Source organism: Marinicella pacifica (genome assembly GCF_014636635.1).
GTDB classification, from domain to species: Bacteria; Pseudomonadota; Gammaproteobacteria; order Xanthomonadales; family Marinicellaceae; genus Marinicella; species Marinicella pacifica.
In genome coordinates this window covers 120,370-139,288 of record NZ_BMEO01000004.1, presented here as the reverse complement: position 1 = coordinate 139,288, position 18,919 = coordinate 120,370, and the positions used below count along the sequence as shown (strand labels likewise).

The window sequence follows — 18,919 nt, the reverse complement described above, 5'->3', positions numbered from 1 at the left end:
TTATTCAGTTGTCAGGTTTTTTGTTACACTAAAGCGCTCAATTTAAAATAAAGGGAAAATCGTGGAACAACAGCGCTATTTTATAGAAAGTGATGCCGTCTTATTTGGGGTTCTGTCCCTGATTTTAGGGGCGATTTTTTATACCAAACAGAGCAAACACCCGTTTTGGGAAAAGTTCTACACCTATATTCCGGCTTTGTTGCTGTGCTATTTGCTGCCTTCTTTTCTGACCACTTTTGGTCTTATCAATGCTGCAGATTCTAATCTTTATTACATGGCTTCACGGTATTTGTTGCCTGCGGCGCTGGTGCTATTGACCCTCAGTGTGGATTTAAAAGGCATTATTCGACTGGGACCAAAAGCCGGGATAATGTTTTTAACCGGAACATTGGGTATTGTGATCGGTGGTCCGGTGGCCTTTATTGTTACACGCTGGTTATTCCCGGAAGCCTTTGCAGGATCCGGAGCGGAAGATATCTGGCGCGGTATGACCACGCTGGCCGGTTCCTGGATTGGTGGTGGGGCCAATCAGGCAGCGATGATGGAAGTGTGGGACGTATCGGGGCCTGCTTTTACCCAAATGGTCGCCATTGACGTGGTGTGGGCCAATATATGGATGTCGATTCTGTTACTGATGGCGGCCCGTTCGGCCAAAATTGATGCCCGCACTGGCGCCGATGTGTCTGCCATTGAACGCATTAAATTAAAAATGGAGACCTTCCACGAACAAAACCTCAGGCCGGTCAAAATGGATGATTTGATGTTGATTGCCGCCATTGCCTTTGGTGTCACAGGTCTGGCTCATGCGATTGCCAACTGGCTTGGCCCTGCCATTGGCTCGGCTTTTCCGGTGTTGGCTGAAATGAACCTCGATTCGACTTTTTTCTGGTTGGTGATTATTGCCACCGCAGGCGGGGTCGGGATGTCGTTTACCAAAGCCCGCAATTTTGAAGGCGCCGGCGCTTCGGCGGTGGGATCCGTGTTTATTTATATTCTGGTGGCCACCATCGGTCTGAAAATGGATGTGACTCAGATTAAACCGTTTTTGTTTGTGATTGGCGGGGTGTGGATTTCCATTCATGCCGGTTTGCTCCTGTTGGTGGGTAAACTGATTAAAGCGCCGGTGTTTTTCCTGGCGGTGGGTTCCCAAGCCAATGTGGGCGGGGCGGCTTCAGCCCCGGTGGTGGCGTCAGCCTTTCATGTGGCCCTGGCACCGGTGGGCGTGTTGCTGGCAGTGTTTGGTTATGTGATTGGCACATCCGCAGCCATGTTAACCGGTATTATTCTGCAATACCTGGCGAGCTGAGCGATATGCGGTTATTAAAGCGCCTCAAAAAAGCCGACACTCCTGTAAAAATGAAACGCCTGATGAACTGGTATGGCCCGTATTTCGGTGCCGGCATTCGGGTGGAACATATCGCGGATAACTGGCAAAGTGTCACAGTCAGTATGAAACAGCACTGGTATAACAGCAATGCCGTCGGCACCCATTTTGGCGGCTCACTCTATGCCATGGTGGATCCGCATTATATGCTGATGCTGATGCGGATATTGGGCCCTGATTATGTTGTTTGGGATAAGGCTGCTGCGATTAATTTTGTCAAACCGGGAAAAGGTAAGGTATCAGCCACCATGACAATCAGTGATGATGAAATCGGTCGCATTATACAGGCCACAGCCGGCGGTGATAAGGATTTGCCGGTTTACCATTTAACCATCACCGATGAATCCGGTGAGACAGTGGCTGAAGTGGATAAAACTTTGTATATACGAAAAAAGAAGAATGCCTGAAAAAGAGGACATTTTAGTTCGTATTGGTGATAAGACGTATCGTCTTGATAGCGATGATCCGGCCGCATTAAAAAAAATTCCCTGGCCGCAAAGAAAGCGTCTAATTGAAGTGCTGGAAGCGATGAAAGCCGCTGAGTATGTTGATTCGAGCCGCAGGCAAAAATCTGAAACCCTTCAAGATCAAGCTCGACAATCCAGACAAGCACTGAAACGGGTAAAAGACATCGATTCTACAACCAGTCAAACAGCAACATCATTAAATTCGAACACACAGGACAGTGATATTTTGATGCAGCGTTTTTTGGCCGAACAAAAAAGTTATCAACACAATATCCCGGACAAACGCAGTATTTATAAATGGTTTTTAATTATTTTTTCCCTTATATTGTTGTTGGTTTTAATCTTCTGATAAAAGCTATTGAGACGTTTCAATCGGCCGCAAAACTTGAAAAACAGATGTATTTCAGGTATAACAATTTAAATAAAATTGATAAGAAATCAGGGTTGTTCAGGCAGCTCATGATTTCTTTTTCACCCATTATTTAAGGAGCTCATCATGGCAAATCAAGATCCGTTCGGCGTCAAAAAAACCCTTCAAGTGAATAATAAAAGCTATGACTACTTCAGTCTCAAGGCATTACAGGAACAAGGCCATGCCATCGAAAAATTACCGTTTTCCATCCGCATTCTTTTGGAAAACGCGGTGCGAAATTATGATGGGTTCGGGGTCACCAAAGAACATATTGACATCTTATTGAATTGGCAGCCCACAGGTTCAGATGATGACATTCCGTTTAAGCCGGCGCGGGTATTGATGCAGGATTTTACCGGGGTTCCGGCGGTGGTGGATATTGCTGCCATTCGTTCGGAAGTGGCGCGAAAAGGTCGCAATGTGGATTTAATCAACCCATTGATTCCGGTGGACCTGGTGATAGATCACTCGGTACAAATTGACTACTTTGGTACCGAAGATGCTTACCAGCGTAACATGGAAAAGGAATATGAGCGCAATAAAGAGCGCTATCAATTACTCAAATGGGCGCAAAAAGCCTTTACCAACTTTTCGGTGGTGCCACCGGGCATGGGTATTTGCCATCAGGTGAATTTGGAATACCTTTCACAAGGTGTGATTGCCCGTGACGGTCAGTTATTTCCCGATACCTTGGTCGGTACGGACAGTCATACACCGATGGTGAATGGTATTGGCGTGGTGGCCTGGGGTGTCGGTGGTATTGAAGCCGAAGCCGCCATCTTAGGTCAGCCGATTTATATGATTATGCCGCAAGTGGTGGGCTTAAAACTCACCGGCGAACTGCCGCTTGGTTCCACCGCCACGGATTTGGTGTTATCGGTGGCTGAGTTATTGCGCAAACATGGTGTGGTGGGTAAGTTTGTGGAAGTCTTTGGCGATGGTTTGGACAAGCTATCGGTACCCGATCGTGCCACCCTGGGTAATATGTCGCCGGAATTCGGTTGTACCATCACCTATTTCCCGATTGACGACAAAACCCTTGAGTATATGCGCACCAGTAACCGCTCGGAAGAACAAATTAAACGGGTGGAAGCCTATTGTAAAGAAAATATGTTGTGGCGCCAAAATGAGGATGCCATCAACTATTCAACCGTGCTGGAACTGGATGTCAGTCAAATTAAACCCACGGTGGCGGGTCCGAAATTACCGCAACAGAAAATCCTGCTTGAAAACATTAAGTCAAAATTTGGTGAACTATTGCATGGCGGTTTTGGCCGGTCTTATATTGAACAGGATGATCGTGAAACCATTCAGGACATGAAACAACGTTTTCAGGAAGAAGGTGGTGCGCAACCTGTGGAAATGCATGACACCAGCAATCTGCAAAATAAGCTCCACGGTAAAAAAACCGAAAACGGCTTAAAAAGTGTCTGGATTGAACAAGACCGGGTGAAGTATAAGTTTTCAGACGGTTCCATCGCGATTGCGGCGATTACATCCTGTACCAACACCTCCAATCCGTTTGTGATGATTGGTGCCGGTTTGGTGGCACGTAATGCCAGACGGCGCGGTATCGACGTGAAACCGTGGGTGAAAACCTCCCTGGCACCGGGTTCCAAAGTGGTCACAGATTATCTGATTAAAGCGGATTTGATGCGGGATTTTGAAGCCCTGCAATTTCATCTGGTGGGTTATGGTTGTACTTCCTGTATCGGTAACTCCGGACCGTTATTGCCCAAAGTGGAACAGGCGGTGAAACAATATGATATGGTGGCAACTTCGGTACTCTCGGGTAACCGTAATTTCGAAGCCCGTATTCATCCCTTGGTAAAAATGAACTTTCTGATGTCACCGATGCTGGTGGTGGCTTTTGCGATTGCCGGTCGGATAGACATTGATATGGAGAAAGAACCCATAAGTTTCGATAAAAATGGCGAACCGGTTTATTTAAAAGACATCTGGCCCAGTGATGATGAAATCAATGCCATTATGGCTGAAGTTCTGACCCCGGATGATTTTGCCAAAAACTACGGAGAGATTTTTGAAGGTAATGAAATCTGGCAGCAATTACCGGTGGCCGAAGGCGCCTTATACAAATGGGAAGATGACTCCACCTATGTGCAAGAAATTCCTTTTTTCAAAGACATCTCAGAACATCCGCCGGCATTGCATAACATTGAGGGCGCCCGGGCCCTGTTGAAACTGGGTGATAGCACCTCCACCGACCACATTTCACCGGCCGGTTCATTTTCAGAAGATTCGTCGGCCGGTCAGTACCTGATCAGCAAAGGTGTGGATCCCGCTGACTTTAATTCTTACGGCTCCCGTCGCGGCAATGATGAAGTGATGGTGCGTGGTACCTTTGCCAACGTGCGCATTAAAAACGAATTGGTGGACAGAGAAGGCGGTTACACCCGATATTTGCCCACCGGTGAAGAAATGACGGTGTTTGACGCAGCACAAAAATACCGCGAAGATAATACGCCATTGGTGGTATTGGGTGGTAAAGAGTACGGCAGCGGTTCATCCCGTGACTGGGCGGCCAAAGGCACTGCATTGTTGGGTGTTAAAGCGGTTTTGGTGGACAGCTATGAGCGCATTCATCGCAGTAACCTGGTGGGTATGGGGGTCTTGCCGTTACAATATAAAGCCGGTGAAAATGCCGCCAGTTTAGGCTTAGACGGCCACGAAACATTTACCATCACCGGTATAGCCGAAGGCCTGACGCCGAAAAAAGAAGTGACCGTCAAAGCCGTGAAAGATAATGGAGATGAGGTGAATTTTACCGCTGTGGCGCGTTTGGATTCTGAAATTGAAATCGCCTATTACCAGCACGGCGGAATCTTACAGTACGTGTTGCGAGACTTTCTCAAAGAGGCTTAAATCATGGCGCAAATGGATATTGTTACCAAGCGAATTTATCAAGAGGCGGCAAAAAGAGACGGTCATAGGGTTTTGGTGGATCGTCTCTGGCCGCGCGGCATCAGCAAAGACGACGCGCGATTGGATGACTGGTGCAAAGAACTGGCCCCATCCGATGATTTACGGAAGTGGTTTGATCATGATGCCGATAAATTTGATGCGTTTGCAAAAAAATACAAAAAAGAGCTTAAAGACTGTGAAGACAAACTTGATGAATTGGTGAATATCGCCAAAGAAAAACGGGTCACATTGCTTTACGGTGCGAAAGATGAGGAACATAATCAGGCGGTGGTGTTAAAAGAGGTGTTGTGTGACCGAGGATAGCCGGGTTAACAATGACCTTGCCCAAAACATGCGTGTCATTAATCAACGCATTGAACAGGCTTGTGTTAAAGCCAAGCGCAACCGGGATGAAGTGCGCTTATTATTGGCCACCAAGACCGTGGACGTGACACGCATTGAAAAAGCTTTGGCATTAATGGAAAAGCCGCTGATGGGAGAAAATAAAGTCCAGGAGCTGGAAGAAAAAGGTCCGCAACTGGTCGAACCCCGGCCGGACATTCATTTTATTGGTCATTTGCAAAGCAATAAGATAAAGCATGTGCTGCGTTGGGCCGAATGTATCCAGTCAGTGGATCGTCTGTCACTGGCGAAAAAATTACAAAACCGGTTGGAATTTGAACATAAGCACATCGATATTTTGGTGCAGGTCAACACCTCCTATGAGGACAGCAAATTCGGTATTCAGCCTGAACAAGCCGTTGAACTGGTCAAAAAAATCAGTCAATTCGACCGCATTCACATCAAAGGTCTGATGACCATCGGTTTATTTTCTGATGATAAAGACAAAGTCCGCGCTTGTTTTCAGCGCCTGGTTGCTATTCAACAGCAGGTTATTGCGCAAAAAATCCCCGGTGTCGCCATGGACGAGTTGTCCATGGGTATGAGCGGTGATTTGGAGATTGCCATCGAAGAAGGGGCCACCATCATCCGTGTCGGCACCGCCATTTTCGGCAAACGCCAATATCCCGATTCATATTACTGGAATGAATCAAAGCGTTAAACAAACCAATGCGTATCCAAATCCGGCGGCACATAATGGTTTAAATAATCCACAATGGTCTCGGCATCACTGGCAATGTGGTACAGTTGGCGGTAAGTGGTTTTGGTGAATTTTTGTTTGTACAGTTCCTCAAAGAAATCCAGTAGTTTGTCGTAATAGCCATGAAAGTTGGCAATCACAATCGGTTTTTTGTGAAAGCCCAGTTGTTTCAATGTCATCACCTCAAATAATTCTTCCAGGGTGCCAAAACCACCGGGTAAAGCGATAAAGGCATCGGCTAACTCAATCATTTTGTTCTTTCTCGAAGGCATATCCCGGGTGATGATTTGTTCATCATCATGGGCATTGATCAAGGCATCAATTTTTAAAACCTCGGGGGTGATGCCCAGGGTTTTGCCGCCATTTTTTTGCAAAGAACGGGCCACCTGACCCATCAGACCGGTACCGCCGCCTCCGTAAACTAGGGTCCACTTTTGGTCGGCCATGTGCGCGCCCAGGTCATCGGCGGCAGTCAAATAATGTGGGTCAATATCGCGGCTGGAAGCACAGTAAACCGCGACGTGAGAAATGTTGTATTTAGACATGGCTGTTAACTTAAGTGTAATAATGGTCTAAAAAACCGGCGATGAGTTGCAGCATGTCTTTGGCGGCTTTGGGTGCGTAGCTGAGCGTCTGGTCGTGGCTGATGCCACCGTCGTCCATACCGGCACCGTAGTTGGTAATCACCGACAGTCCCGCGACTTTCATGCCGTGGTAGCGTGCCAGGATGGTTTCGGGAACTGTGGACATACCCACCGCATCAGCACCGAGTTGACGGATGGCTTTGATTTCTGCCGGGGTTTCAAATTGCGGCCCGGCCATCCAGGCATAGACGCCTTGAGATAAGGTGATGTTATGTTGTTTTGCGATTTGCTTAAGGTAATAACGAAAATCCGCGTTGTAGGCATTGGCCATATTCACAAAACGTTGGTCGTGTGGACAGCCAAATAAAGGTGACTGGCCGGTGAAATTCAAATAATCCTTAATCAGCATGATGGATCCGGGTACCTGGTTTAACAAGGAGCCGGCAGCATTGGTGATAATTAAGGTTTCGATGGCAGCGGCTTTTAAGGCACCGATAATCGGTGCCATGGCGGCGGCATCGGCCTGTTCGTAATAATGACATCGACCATTGAGCACAATTAACGGATGACCATCGAGGGTAACAATCGATAAAGTGCCACTGTGCCCACCGACTCCCAACTCCGGGAATCCGGGTAAATCGCTGTAATTCAAACGGGCAATAACGTCCACCGCTTCGCTGACTTTGCCCAGGCCGGAACCGAGAATCAAGGCCACTTTGGGGCGTAAGTCACCGCAGGCATCGTCAATGATGCGCGCGGCGGCGCGGTGTTCTTCTGTTAGTAGATCTTTTTTACTCATATTGATGTCCTTATTCGCCGTATGGCGTCCAGATGTTTTTAACTTCCACACTCATGCGTAAAAAGGTTTTACCCTGGGCTTGTTTTGAACACCAGTCTTTGGGCTCAATATGGGTCCAGGTGCGTTTTAAGTTGAGTGCTGATTCCTGTTCCACCAGGGTGGCACCGGCTTGATCACCAAAATACCACAGGGCATCCAGGTTTAAATGCCCGGCCAGTGTTTTCAGCATATCTTCATGGCGGCCCGATAAAATATTCACGGTGCCCGCGGGCACATCGGATGTGTTTAAAACCTGATACAAATCCAATGCCGGTAATGGGAAGGCTTCATCGGCCAGCATCACCACGCGATTACCCATGGCCAGTGCCGGTGCCATGAGCGACACAAAACTCAATAAAGGGTTTTCAGCCGGGCAGGCGATGCCAATCACGCCAATCGGTTCATGCATGGCCATGGCCACGGCCCGCATCGGTACAGCATGCACCCTGCCGTCGAATTTATCACACCAGGCGGCATAATAATTCAGCCGTTCTATGCTTAGTTCGACTTCTTTTTTGGCAGCGGATGCGCTGTGGCCAAAGTCTTTTAAGCGGTCGATAAATTCATCTATTCGCAGGTTGAGATTTTCTGCCAGGAAATACATCACTTGCTGACGTTGGTAAGCGGTCATTTTTGACCATTGCCCGGAATTAGCCGCGGCTTCCACGGCATTACGCACGTCTTTGCGATTACCTAAACCGGCTTGCGTGAGGGTATTGCCTTTGGCGTCCAGCACCGGATAAGAATAACCGCCATCGGGTCGGACTTGTTTGCCGCCGATGTACATCTTCGTGGTTCTGTCCATGGCATCGGTTGCGGTACGTTTACCGGAGGCTTTGGCAGATTTTTGTGAGGCTTTTTTGGCGATGAAATCGTCACCCGGTTTAAGGTATTCAAATAAACCCTCAAAACCACCTTCACGGCCAAAGCCCGATTCTTTCACACCGCCAAAACCGGCAGCGGCATCGAATTGATTGGCACAGTTAATCCAGACCACACCGGCCTGCATTTGCGGGGCCAGATGAAGTGCCAGATTAATGTTCTCACTCCAGATGGTGGCGGCCAGCCCATAACGGCTGTTGTTGGCCAGTGCCACCGCTTCGGCCGGTGTGCGGAAAGTCATGCCCACCAGCACCGGGCCAAAAATTTCTTCCTGCACCACCAGATCACCGGGGGCCACATCAGCCAGTAAAGTCGGCGGGTAAAAATAACCGGCTTTGGGTAATTCGCAAGGTGACTGTAATATCCGCGCGCCTTGTTTGACCCCGGTATTCACCATGTCAGTTATTTTCTGATGTTGTTCCTTATTGATAATGGCGCCAACATCGGTGGATTTGTCTAAGGGATCGCCGATGCGCAATTTGCTCATGCGTTCTTGTAGTTTTTGTTCAAAACGTTCCGCCACGGATTCCTGAATCAGCAGACGCGAACCGGCACAACAGACTTCGCCCTGGTTAAACCAGATGGCATCCACCACGCCTTCCACCGCAGCATCAAGGTCGGCATCTTCACAGACAATAAAGGCTGATTTACCACCCAGTTCCAGGCTGAGCTTTTTGCCACTGCCGGCGGTGGCCTGGCGAATTTTTCGGCCGACAGCGGTGGAGCCGGTGAAGGCAATTTTCTGAATGTCTTTGTGGTTAACAATGGCTTCGCCGACACGACCGTCACCTGTGACGATATTCACCACACCTTCGGGTAAGTTGGCCTGTTGGCACAATTCGGCAAAATAAAGCGCCGTTAAGGACGTTTGTTCGGCCGGTTTAAGCACAACGGTATTACCGGTGGCGATCGCCGGGGCGATTTTCCAGGCCAGCATTAAAAACGGGAAGTTCCAGGGAATCACCTGGCCGACCACACCCAGGGCTTGATGATCGGGCAATTCACTGTCCAGTAATTGCGCCCAGCCGGCATGGTGATAAAAATGCCGGGCCGCCAAAGGAATATCAATGTCGCGACTTTCCCGAATCGGTTTGCCGTTATCTAAGGTTTCCAGAACCGATAAAATACGGCTGTTTTTCTGAATCAGGCGTGCCAGCGCATATAAGTATTTGGCACGGTCATGACCACTTAAAGCCTGCCATTTGGGTGTGGCTTGTTCAGCGGCTTTGACGGCTTTATTGATCATGGCTTTATCGGCCTGACTGATTTGAGCCAGGGTTTCACCGCTGGCGGGATTAACACTGTTAAAATGATTAGAGCCTTTAAGCCATTGATTATTAATAAAATGACCAAAGGGCGATTGTTGTAACCAGTCTTGGGCAGTGGTTTGACTTTCAGGGGCGGTGCCGTAGTCCATGGTTTTTAGTATCTCTTTAATGTTCATAATATCTATTATTGTTTATCCCATGGCGTGGCGATGGGCGGCTGAGTAGTGGCCGGTGACGTGATGTTCTAACTGACGTTCAATGTCGCCGAGCAAACTGGAGGCGCCAAAACGAAATAATTCCGGTTCGAGCCAGTCGTTACCCAGTTCTTCCTTCATCATGGATAAATACACCAGGGCATCTTTGGCTTTGCTGATGCCACCGGCGGGTTTATAGCCGACTTTAAAACCGGTCAAATGTAAATAATTACGTATTTGACGAATCATGGTCAGTGATACCGGTAAGGTGGCATTGACGGATTCTTTGCCGGTGGAGGTTTTAATAAAATCAGCGCCGGCCATCATGCACACCATCGAGGCTTTGGCGACATTGCGTAAGGTCGCCAATTCGCCGGTGGCCAGAATGGTTTTTAAATGGGCTCCACCACAGGCTTCACGGTATTCTTTGACCTCATCATAGAGGGCCTGCCAATCTTGTTTAAAAACGTGCTTACGGGTAATCACCACATCAATTTCATCGGCACCGGCAGCCACCGAGGCTTTTATTTCAGCGACTTTTAATTCATGCGGCGTTAAACCGGCCGGAAAGCCGGTGGACACCGCGGCCAGATGAATGTCTGTGCCTTCTAATGCTTTATGGGCTGTTGCCAGCATATCATGGTAAACGCACACGGCCGCGGTGGTCAGATTCATATCGCCAATTCCCAGTGCGTCTTTTAAATCCTGGCGTAAAGGGTTTTTGGCTTTGGCGCACAAGCGCCGAACCCGCTGTTCAGTGTCATCACCGGCCAGAGTGGTTAAGTCAATCAGACCGATGGCTTTAATCAGCCAGGCCGCCTGATGGTCTTTTTTGATGGAGCGCCGGGTGCCCAGTGTGGCGGCACGGCGTTCAGTGGCACTGGTGTTGGTCTGAATATTATTTATCCAGGCCAGATTCAGTTCGGTGCCGGGGTTCCTGTTCATGGTTTGTTTAGTCATTATTGTTACAGTCGTTTATTTTAGAGCCATTGGCGAAAACTTTAAAGCCTGCGGTGATAAAGGGCACCAAACGGTCATGCACGGCGTAAAGATCTGACGGCGGGCACAGCCCTTCAGACAGGTTATTAATCCGTTCGGTGCCCGAAAAGGTTAAGGTCAGTGCGCCGGACAAGAAATGATAGCACCAGTATAAATCCTCAGGCTGACTGTCGGGCAGGGTGGCCTGAATGGCGGCAATAAATTTTTTGGCCAACGGATCAAAATACTGGGTCATGATAATACCACCCAGTTCCGGGTGGTTATTGATTTGAGCAATAATCGCAAAATAATTTTTCCAGCCTTGACCGCCCTGTGTGGCTCGGTTTAACAGCGCATGGGTAAAGGCATCAATGATTTCATGCAAAGGTGCCGGGTTGGGTTTGGCGCGACGAATGCAGTCATCCAGCATGGCAATTCGCTCTCGGTTTAACACTTCAGCCCGGCGCAGCATCACTGCATTAAAAATATCTTTTTTCTTGCCGAAATGATAACTCGCCAAAGCCGGATCGACATCGGCTTCGGTGGTGATTTGACGGATTGAAACACCATAAAAGCCACGGGTTGCAAATAATTTTTCGGCGGCATTTAAGATGCGGTCTTTGGTGGATGGTTGCTTAGCCATGGGGTTATTAAAACGTCAGTAAAATTAAAATCAGCATTTTAGCACGCTTGTGGTGTCAATAATTGCATGAATAAATTAAACACTTGTTGAATAAAGTTAAATATTTGTTGTACCATAGCGAATGGACAATCTTTTTTTTATGGGGACACCATTATGAAACAGTCAAAATTAAGCAAAGCCGTGAGCCAAATTTTAATGGCATCGGTTTTGGGTATTGGTATCAGCAGTGTGGCATTGGCTCAATCTGATACTGAATCAAATGAACAAGAACAATCCGACACTTTGGCGTTGGACGATGTCAAGGTAACGGCACGAAGAACGGAAGAATCTGCTCAGGATGTACCGGTGGCGGTCACTAACTTTAGCCGTGAGGACTTAGAAGATGCCCAGGCAGAAAGCCTGGACGGTTTAGCCGGTGCGGTGCCGAATATGAACCTGGTTTTAGGTCGTGGTTCGGCCTCCAGTGCCAATATCTATATTCGTGGTGTTGGCCAACCGGATGCCTTACAAACTTTTGATCCGGGTGTCGGTGTTTATGTTGACGGGGTCTATATGTCACGTATTCAAGGCGCTTTAATGAGTTTGTATGACGTTGATCGTGTTGAAGTGTTGCGGGGGCCTCAGGGTACTCTGTATGGTAAAAACACCATTGGTGGAGCCGTTAACGTCGTCACGCGAAAGCCTTCAGAAGAATTCGGTGGTGAGTTTGAATTCCTTTTTGGTGATTACAGTAAAACCTCAGGCAGTGCCTATTTAACCGGTGCTGTCAGCGAAAACACCAACATGAGTTTTGCCACGGTTTATAGCTTGGATAATGGCTATGTGACTGATCCGCTAACCGGTCAGCATTACAATGACCGTGATAACACCGCGGCGCGTGTGATTATTGACTCCAATCCAACCTCACAGCTTAACTGGACCTTGTCATTTGACTACACAGACCAGGAAAACGCCTTAAGTTTGGGTCGTGCAGAGGCACCATTGGTTGCGGTGGATCTGGCCGACCCGACCAATCCGATTTTGTTGCGATTGCCTGAAACCGGCGAGTATGACTTTACCGGACGTTCGTCTTTCACCAATGATGAAAACCAGGAACTCACCCATTACGGGGCAAGTTTTACAATTGACTACATGATGAACGAGGCCTGGACCTTTAAATCAATCACCGCTTACCGGGATTTACAGTCTGATTCATACATTGATATTGATGCCACTGTACTGGAACTGGGTGATGTTTTTGTGGGTGTTGATCAGAACCAAACCAGTCAGGAATTTCAGTTCTTGTATGACAATAATGCCGGTTTCAACGCGGTCATGGGTTTGTACTACATGAAAGAAGATGTGCCCTCACACCAAAAAGCCTTTGCCGATGACTTTTTACAGTTCGGTGGCGTCCCTTTGGATTTCTTACGTACCATTGATGATGATTTGGAAACCACTTCTTATGCTTTGTTTGCACAAGGAAACTGGACTTTGACAGATCAATGGGGTTTAACGGCCGGTTTGCGTTATTCTAAAGATAAAAAAGATTACGATCGCACCACCTCAACATTCTCAACCGCCGGTCCGTTTTTAGATGGTACCTTTGCCTTCCAGGCGTCTGACAGCTGGGATGATGTGACGCCCCATGTGTCGGTTGATTATAGTTTCAACGATAATCACATGATCTACGGCAGTGTCTCCAAAGGCTTTAAATCCGGTGGCTTTAATGGTCGAGCCAATGCAGCGACCGATGTCAGTTCTTTTGATCCGGAAACAGTTTGGACCTATGAAATCGGTGGTAAATCGATGTTTATGAATAATCGTTTACGCGCCAACTGGGCCGTTTTCAGCAGTGATTACGAAGACTTTCAGGCACGAGTAGCCGAAGATATTTCCAGCTTTCCGGTGATTAATGCCGCTGAACTGGATATTAAAGGTGCTGAGTTAGAAATGACGTACCTGTTGTCTGCCGGAACCACAATTTATACTTCCTTGGGTTATCTGGATGCTGAATACAAAGAATTCTTTGACTTCCGTTATCCGGATCAAGACCGTTCAGAAGATACCCCACCCTTTTCACCTGAGTGGACCTTCCGGTTGGGCTTTAATCACAACATGTATTTAGATGGTGGCGCTACCTTGCGTTTTGGTGCCAATGCCAGCTTTACTGACGACATGTATTTATCGGTGGATAATCGTGATGTGTTGTCACAAGACCAGTACTGGTTAACCAATGCCTATGTCGCTTATGACTTCGCCGATCCGCGCTGGTCAATTCGTGCCGGCGGTAAGAACTTAACCGACGAGGTTTATAAAGTCGATGCGCAGGAATTCGCCAGTGTGGGTAATATCCAGACCGCTTACTACGGCGCACCTCGAACCTGGTATGTGGCGTTAAATTACCGCTTTTAAAATATCCGGCCCGGCATGAAATGTGCTTGCAATTAATTCACGTGACTCATGTCAGGCCTAAATAATTGTTCTTCCTCTCTTGGACGTCGTTACTCAGGTAACGGCGTCCACACTTTTTATTTTTATTCGAGGAAATGGTGATGAAAACCTGCCTTATTATTCTGTTTACTTCTTTACTACTGACAGCTTGTCAGACGTCCGTTCATCAACCGACGAATGAGTCAGTGGATGACGGTTCACCGTTATACCTGAAAAAAGTCTATTACGATGGTCAAAGCGATGATTTGCTGACCGCTGGTTTATCATTGGCGCAATTGCGGGCTGCCACTGGTCCGGAAATCAGCGAAAATCCAACCGCGACTGAGTTAAGACGGTCGGCCTATTACCATCAGTTTAAAGCGTTAAACGATTTAACTGATGCCGGTGGTTTTGGCCGAATCTATGGTTTTAATGAAAACACAAAGGCCATAGCCGGGACAGAGTACTGGCAACAACGCAGCGTTGCAGATAATGCTTATCACACCATCGTGGTACAGATTCCAGAGTCTTTTGATGCGGAAACCCCATGCCTGTTGGTGGCGCCATCCAGTGGCTCGCGCCATGTCCTGGGCTCGGTTGCCACCACCGGAACCTGGGGGTTAATGAACAATTGTGCCGTGGTTTATACCGATAAAGGCACCGGCACGCAGATGGCAATCGACGGTGAACAGGTTTATGCCATTGATGGCACCTTGGTGGATGCGGAGGATCCGTTGGCAGAAGCCACGCGCTTACCTCAGGTGAATGGTCCGCAAGTGATTCAAAAACAGCCTTTTTCCGGCGTTCATCCTGAGCAGTATTGGGGTGAATTTGTCCTGGATGCGACGCGTTATGGTTTAGTGGTTTTAACATCAGAGGTCGATGACGAACTCAATAAAGACAATGTGACCGTCATGGCAGCCAGTATTTCCAATGGCGGTGGGGCCGTGCTTAGCGCCGCAGAAATAGATAAAGATGGTTTGATTGATGCGGTGGTGGCGGCTGAACCGCAATTAAATATGGATTACCGCTATCAGCTTAAGAAAAATGGCCACAGTCAAAGCATTGACACCCTAAGTCTGATTGAATTAGGCACACTGTTAGGCGTATATGAGCCTTGTGCGGCTTTACATCCATCTTTAAACAATGCACCTTTTAAAGCCAATACCGCCTTGATTCAACCCTGGTTGATGCAGCGTTGCCTGGTATTGCAAACATCCGGTTTATTGCCTGCAGGTGACACAGACTTACCGGCAGCCGCCATGGATAAACTCCTACAAGCCGGAATCACAACAGAAGCTTTGGCCATGGCACAAATTAATACCTTAAGTCATATGTGGGCCGGTATTGGGCATACATACGTCAATAGCTATTTACAGACCAAGCCCGAAGATCAGCTCTGCGGCGTGGTCTTTTCCGGTATGACACAAATGGGCCAGGCCCGGGCATTAACCGAAAAAGAAATAAAAACCATGTTCGCCAAAGGCAATGGTATTGCGCCAAGCAATGGCGTTGAAGTGGCCGGTATAAATGCCGATGGTGAGCCGGATAAACGCCTGATGATGCACCCGAATTTTGGTTTTGCAGCACAACAATGTCTTTATAACAAAGCCCGTTCACAAGAGATGGCGTCTGCGATTAAAGCGATTCAGGTGGATGGTGACTTAGATCAAACACCCACGATTATTTTACATGGTACGGCAGATGGCACCGTGGCCATTAATCACGCCTCGCGAGCCTACTTCACAAAAAACCAGAGTGCCCGAAATGCCAACAAAAACCTGCGTTTTTATGAGATTGAAAATGTTCAGCATTTCGATGCCTTCTTAGCCTATCCCGGCTTTAACGCGCAGTTTGTGCCGATGCATCCCTACCTTGAGCAGGCTTTGGATATGATGTGGGCGTATTTGAAAAATCAACAACCCTTGCCGCCCAGTCAATATGTATCCACACAAGTGCGACTAATGAAAGACACAGAATTAGCGCCGTTATCAGCTGAAAATATACCGCCAATAAGTGCACAACCTACCGATTTAATTGAAGCGAATCATGATGTTTTGGAGTACTTGAACCATGAATAAAAAAGCCAAGCAGGTTTTAATTACCGGTGCCAGCGGCGGCATTGGTTTGGCCATAGGACGTCATTTGGCGAAGGAGAATCAAGTTATCCTCAGCGATTACAATCTGGATTCGCTCACCGAAACCCAACAGCAGCTTAAGCAACAAGGGCTTGATGTGGACATTATGCAATTGGATGTCTGCAATGATAACCACTTAACGGCCTTAAAAGCCCGGGCCGAAAACAAGGGCATCGATGTTTTGGTTAATAACGCCGGTATTCAATATGTCTCACCACTTGAAGAATTCCCCCGCGAAAAATGGCAACAACTGATTAATGTCATGTTGATGGGCCCGGCCATGACCACACAGGCGGTGTTACCGAGTATGAAAGCCAATAATTTTGGCCGCATTATTAACATCGGCTCGGTTCATTCATTGGTGGCTTCGGCCTATAAGTCAGCCTATATTTCCGCTAAACACGGCCTGTTAGGCCTGGCGAAAACCCTGGCTTTAGAAGTCGCAGACTTTGATATCACCATTAACACCTTATGCCCCGGCTATGTGGATACCGCCATGGTGCGCGACCAGATCAGCCAACAGGCGAAAGCCCACGGTATCAGCGAAGATGAGGTCGTCGAAAAAATCATGCTCAAACACATGCCAAAAAAACAATTCGTCAGCGTCGAAGAACTGGCCGGCACCGCCGCGTTTTTGATTTCACCTGCAGCACGAAATATAACGGCTCAGGCGATTGCGCTTGATGGGGGCTGGACGGCGCAGTGAGCCAGAGGACAGAAGACGGAAGACAGAGGATGAATGTTCTAACAAGCGATGTACTTGGACTGCTCAAAGGCCCTACTGTTGATGACCCTCACAGGGAAGTGTAGGGTAGAATCGAGACGGGATCAGAGATTGATGCCAGGCATACATTTTTAAAGTCTGAATACACTTAAAGTCTGAAATATTTTTGAATAATAGCCATTATTCATTTTTAGTTTTCAGACCTATATTTCTCAATGAAACCAAGTAAATAAAACCACCTAATAACAAGAACAAACCCAAATGACTTAAAACAGGTACTTGTTGAACAGCTGTGCCGCGATAAAAATTCTCACCGACAAAGCGACCTATAGGGTTGCTGCCTAAATAATTTTGCGACTGGTAAATGACTTCATTGGAATTATTGATAAGATTAACTTTTGAAATGTTTAGTTTTGAGGTTAAGTGGCACATTCCAGTAATACAAAATATTTCTGGATAGTTGATCAAAATAAGAGAATCCAATTTTAAATGCTCAAAATGACCAAAAAGATTAATTTGTGCGCCATCGCTGGTTAAGGCGGTACCAGAGCCCGTTTGTTTGTTAATCATATAATTATTTATAGTGCCATTAACAATTAAGGTAGAGCTGTCTTTCTCATAAGGTGAAAAATAAGCAGTTTCGCCCGAATAGGAATAAGACCAGTTTATTGAGATATCACTTAGTTTTCTTGAGATAAATTGAGACTGATTATTATCTCCATAATAAAAATTCTCACCCTCGTTGTCTATCATGTCTATGGGCAAATAATTTGTCAGATTACTTGAGTATTTTAAGGATAAATCATTACTTGAATAAGTGTGTATGCTGAATTCATCATTGATATGGTTTTCAACCAAAAGAGTCAAATATTTTAAATTGTTGCTATATATAACTTTAATGATAGCAGAATTGGAGAAATTTATAACTGAGCTAATTTGATTGTTATTTAGGTCAATTTGGTACAGATCATTAATACCAGTTCCCACATTCAGCTGAATAAAATACAGTTTTTTATTATCTTCACTGAGTATGATTTTATCGGGGTATGAGGGCAGGTTATTCCATTGTTCCACAATTTTGAGCGTGGACGTATCTAAACGGACAATTCTTTTTTCATATTTAATAGCCACATAAAGCTGTTTTCCGGTGTCATCAACAAAGACAGATTTTGTGCCATCACCTATTTCAACACGATCTAAAATTTGGCCTGAATCTAAATCCATTGCCATTAATGCTGTTTCCTTTGGATAAAACACATCAGGTTCTATCAACGGCAAATAAGCAACTTTAGCCGTCACCCATTGGCTAAAGAGTAGGAGCAAGATTATATAGATTGTTTTTATCATTTGTTCTAAGGCACTGAATTTAAACCAGTGTATTAAGCGGTGGTTATAAAGTCAATTCATACTTAGTAAGACTTAATTTGATTCAGCCGATTAAAAAATACTGATTAACAATAGACTCGTTTTGCGCAATACACTAAAGTAGACGATTGCGCATGCAGTTAGCGGCTTTGGATTCAGCCCATAGTATTGATGACTTAAATATCCCTGGCTATCGTTTACATCCCTTAATAGGTCAACTATCAGGTCTGTGGTTGTTAGTGGGAATTGGCGGTTAACCTTTGCGTTTAATGATGGGCACGTCTATAAAGTCAATTATGAGGATTGCCACTGATGTCTATGCATAACCCACCACACCCCGGAGAATTTATTAAAGCCACCTATATGGATCCATATGGATTAAGTTGTCGTTATTTAGCGAAGCAATTGGATGTGGCGGCTTCAACATTAAATCGGATATTAAAAGGACAAAGTGGAATCAGTCCTGAAATGGCATTGCGATTATCAAAAGCTTTGGGGCGCAGTCCTGAAAGCTGGCTGGCCATGCAACAAGCTTATGATCTTTGGATAATTCGAAAGGAAATACGATTGGATGATGTTCACAAAGTTGAACTGAGCGCGCTGTAA

Annotated in this window: 16 protein-coding genes; 10 read left to right on the top strand and 6 right to left on the bottom strand. The window is 46.6% G+C overall.

Annotation, left to right across the window (positions count from 1 at the left end; all coding sequences use genetic code 11):
• Window positions 1–61: 61 nt before the first annotated feature.
• The 6 genes from IEV16_RS06380 (at window position 62) to IEV16_RS06355 (ending at window position 6,248) form a co-directional block, all read left to right on the top strand.
• On the top strand, window positions 62–1,306 hold the full coding sequence (locus tag IEV16_RS06380) for a DUF819 family protein (protein ID WP_229728271.1): 1,245 nt from the start codon (window positions 62–64) through the stop codon (window positions 1,304–1,306).
• 5 nt (window positions 1,307–1,311) lie between these two features.
• Window positions 1,312–1,791: a DUF4442 domain-containing protein gene (locus IEV16_RS06375; RefSeq protein ID WP_188364847.1), complete on the top strand. Its 480-nt coding sequence runs from the start codon at window positions 1,312–1,314 to the stop codon at window positions 1,789–1,791.
• The gene (locus IEV16_RS06370) at window positions 1,784–2,200 is read left to right on the top strand and encodes a hypothetical protein (protein ID WP_188364846.1); all 417 of its coding nucleotides are present in this window, start codon (window positions 1,784–1,786) and stop codon (window positions 2,198–2,200) included. Before IEV16_RS06375 ends, IEV16_RS06370 begins: the two co-directional genes overlap by 8 nt.
• Window positions 2,201–2,347: 147 nt before the next feature.
• Entirely contained in the window at window positions 2,348–5,146 is a 2,799-nt protein-coding gene (locus IEV16_RS06365) for an aconitate hydratase (RefSeq protein WP_188364845.1), read from the top strand.
• A gap of 3 nt (window positions 5,147–5,149) precedes the next feature.
• The gene (locus IEV16_RS06360) at window positions 5,150–5,509 is read left to right on the top strand and encodes a DUF488 domain-containing protein (protein WP_229728270.1); all 360 of its coding nucleotides are present in this window, start codon (window positions 5,150–5,152) and stop codon (window positions 5,507–5,509) included.
• The gene (locus IEV16_RS06355; protein WP_229728269.1) at window positions 5,496–6,248 is read left to right on the top strand and encodes a YggS family pyridoxal phosphate-dependent enzyme; all 753 of its coding nucleotides are present in this window, start codon (window positions 5,496–5,498) and stop codon (window positions 6,246–6,248) included. Before IEV16_RS06360 ends, IEV16_RS06355 begins: the two co-directional genes overlap by 14 nt.
• On the opposite strand, the gene IEV16_RS06350 is transcribed toward IEV16_RS06355, so the two are convergent.
• From IEV16_RS06350 to IEV16_RS06330, 5 genes are read right to left on the bottom strand one after another with little or no spacing between them, the layout of a single operon-like run.
• Window positions 6,245–6,832, bottom strand: a complete 588-nt coding sequence (locus IEV16_RS06350) for an LOG family protein (RefSeq protein ID WP_188364844.1) — start codon at window positions 6,830–6,832, stop codon at window positions 6,245–6,247. The two genes, IEV16_RS06355 and IEV16_RS06350, sit on opposite strands and share 4 nt — an antisense overlap.
• 10 nt (window positions 6,833–6,842) lie before the next feature.
• Entirely contained in the window at window positions 6,843–7,670 is an 828-nt protein-coding gene (locus IEV16_RS06345) for a purine-nucleoside phosphorylase (RefSeq protein WP_188364843.1), read from the bottom strand.
• Between the two features lie 10 nt (window positions 7,671–7,680).
• On the bottom strand, window positions 7,681–10,035 hold the full coding sequence (locus tag IEV16_RS06340; protein WP_188364842.1) for an aldehyde dehydrogenase family protein: 2,355 nt from the start codon (window positions 10,033–10,035) through the stop codon (window positions 7,681–7,683).
• Window positions 10,036–10,050: 15 nt separating this feature from the next.
• On the bottom strand, window positions 10,051–11,013 hold the full coding sequence (deoC, locus tag IEV16_RS06335) for a deoxyribose-phosphate aldolase (protein ID WP_188364841.1): 963 nt from the start codon (window positions 11,011–11,013) through the stop codon (window positions 10,051–10,053).
• Window positions 11,006–11,674, bottom strand: coding sequence for a TetR/AcrR family transcriptional regulator (locus tag IEV16_RS06330; protein ID WP_188364840.1), 669 nt, complete (start codon window positions 11,672–11,674; stop codon window positions 11,006–11,008). Before IEV16_RS06330 ends, deoC begins: the two co-directional genes overlap by 8 nt.
• Before the next feature lie 153 nt (window positions 11,675–11,827).
• On the opposite strand from IEV16_RS06330, the gene IEV16_RS06325 reads away from it, so the two are divergent.
• The 3 genes from IEV16_RS06325 (at window position 11,828) to IEV16_RS06315 (ending at window position 16,930) form a co-directional block, all read left to right on the top strand.
• Window positions 11,828–14,068: a TonB-dependent receptor gene (locus IEV16_RS06325; protein WP_188364839.1), complete on the top strand. Its 2,241-nt coding sequence runs from the start codon at window positions 11,828–11,830 to the stop codon at window positions 14,066–14,068.
• Window positions 14,069–14,208: 140 nt separating this feature from the next.
• A complete protein-coding gene (locus tag IEV16_RS06320; RefSeq protein WP_188364838.1) occupies window positions 14,209–16,167 on the top strand; it encodes a 3-hydroxybutyrate oligomer hydrolase family protein in 1,959 nt (652 codons plus the stop codon).
• Entirely contained in the window at window positions 16,160–16,930 is a 771-nt protein-coding gene (locus IEV16_RS06315) for a 3-hydroxybutyrate dehydrogenase (RefSeq protein ID WP_188364837.1), read from the top strand. Before IEV16_RS06320 ends, IEV16_RS06315 begins: the two co-directional genes overlap by 8 nt.
• 198 nt (window positions 16,931–17,128) lie before the next feature.
• Here IEV16_RS06315 and IEV16_RS06310 read toward each other — a convergent pair whose 3' ends face one another.
• Window positions 17,129–18,295, bottom strand: coding sequence for a YncE family protein (locus IEV16_RS06310; RefSeq protein WP_188364836.1), 1,167 nt, complete (start codon window positions 18,293–18,295; stop codon window positions 17,129–17,131).
• 330 nt (window positions 18,296–18,625) lie between these two features.
• On the opposite strand from IEV16_RS06310, the gene IEV16_RS06305 reads away from it, so the two are divergent.
• Window positions 18,626–18,919, top strand: coding sequence for a HigA family addiction module antitoxin (locus IEV16_RS06305; protein WP_188364835.1), 294 nt, complete (start codon window positions 18,626–18,628; stop codon window positions 18,917–18,919).